The following is a 1,822-nucleotide window of genomic DNA, read 5'->3' as shown; positions in this document are numbered from 1 at the left end:
GTGGACGGCAGCGCGGCGTGGGTCTACCCGCCGCCGCTCACGCCGGGCGTGGCCCCGCTGCGGCAGCTGGCCGGCGCGCTGCTGGCCGCGGCCGGAACGCTCGAACCCGATGACGCGTCGCTCGGCTCGCATGCCGAGCAGATGCTGCACCACCCGGCCCATGCGGTGGCGATGCTGGCGCGGCTCGCGCAGCCGGTGCTGCTGGTCGTCGACCAGTTCGAGGAGGCGCTGACGCTGCGCACCGAGCAGACCTCGGCGGCGCACCTCGCCTTCGTCGCTGCGCTGTGCGCGCTCGTCGATGCACCGGGCGCGGCGCACCGCGTCGTCGCGACGATGCGCAAGGATGTCGAGCCGCAGCTCGCCCGCGAATACCCCGACCTGAACCGCCGCTACGGCGAGGCCGAGTTCTCGGTGTACTCGATGGAGGCGACGCGGCTGCGCGAGGCGATCGAGCGGCCGGCGCAGCAGGTGGGTTTGAAGTTCCAGGCCGGCCTGGTCGATGACCTGATCAAGAGCGTGGTCGGCGAGGACGCCAGCCTGCCGCTGCTGCAGTTCAGCCTGACCTCGCTGTGGGCGCGGCGCAAGGGCAACCTGATCACGCGCGACGCCTACCGCGAGGTGGGCAGCCCGCGCCAGGCGATGGCCGAGGCCGCCCAGCGGGTGTACGAGAACGAGCTGTCGCGCGAGCAGCAGCTGGCTGCGCAGAAGGTGTTCCTTGCGCTGTCGCGCCCGGGCGAGGCCGCCACCGTGTTCCGCAGCCGGGCCACGCGGCGCGTGCTGCACGGCGTGGCCGATGCGCCGAACGTCGATGCGGTGCTCGACAAGTTCGTGCGCGAGCGGCTGGTGCGGATCACGCCCGCGCCGTCGGGCGATCCGCTGGACGACGTGGCCGAGGTGGCGCACGAGTCGCTGCTGCGCAACTGGGACCTGCTCGACCACCTGTTCGCCGAGCAGCGCGTGCAGCGGGAGCGCCGCGCCTTCCTGCGCAAGCAGGCCGAGAAATGGCGCGAGGGCGATTTCGACAAGGCCTTCCTGCTCGGCGGGCTCGCGCTCGAGCAGGCGAACGCGGAGTTCGACCGCGACGCGATCACGGCGCTGGAGCGCGAGTTCCTCGATGCGAGCGATGCGGCCGAGCTGGCGCTGCAGTACGCGCGCGCCGACGAGGAGGCGAAGCGCATCGCCGTCGAGCGCGAGCGCGCCGACCTGGCCGAGGCGCGCATGCTCATCGAGAAGCAGGCGACGGCCCACCAGCTGCATGCCAACCGGCGCATCGCGAAGCGGCTGCGCTGGGCCACCGTGGCGGGGTTCTCGGCGCTCGGGCTGTTCGTCGCGGCGCTGCTGGGGTGGCTGGCGACGTCGGCCGCCCAGCGCGACGCGGAGCGCGAGAAGGACAGGGCGAACAAGGCCGCCATTGCGCTGCTCGACAAGGCGAATGCGGATGCCCAGGCGGCCTACCGCAATGCGGCCGCCACCCAGCTGGAGGCACAGCGGGTCAGCGAAGACGCGGTCCAGGCCAGCGAGGCCGCGATGCGGGTCGGCAACCAGGCGCGGCAGCAGGCGGCCTCCGCGCAGCGGCAGACCGCGCTGGCACGGGCGGCGATGGCCACGGCGCAGCAGCAGCGCGACGACACCTGGCTGTCGATGCTGGCCTCGCGCGCCGGCAGCGTCGCGGCGGTCAATGCGGAGCAGAGCCTGGCGCTCGCCAACGATGTCTTCGAGCGCGACCCGCAGCGGCAGAACGCCGTGGCACCCGCCGTGATCGAGGCGACGCAGTACCGCTGGGCGACGCAGCGGCTGACCCGCGACCTGGTCGGGCCGGTCG

1 protein-coding gene is annotated in these 1,822 nt (G+C 73.3%); it reads left to right on the top strand.

Features of this window, described 5'->3' with window-relative positions:
* The coding region (locus AC1D12_RS32405) for an nSTAND1 domain-containing NTPase (protein WP_477845249.1) at positions 1 to 1,822 on the top strand (1,822 nt) is incomplete at both ends.

The organism is Rhizobacter sp. P1_G5, assembly GCF_056405435.1.
This window is presented reverse-complemented; position numbering and strand designations above follow the sequence as displayed.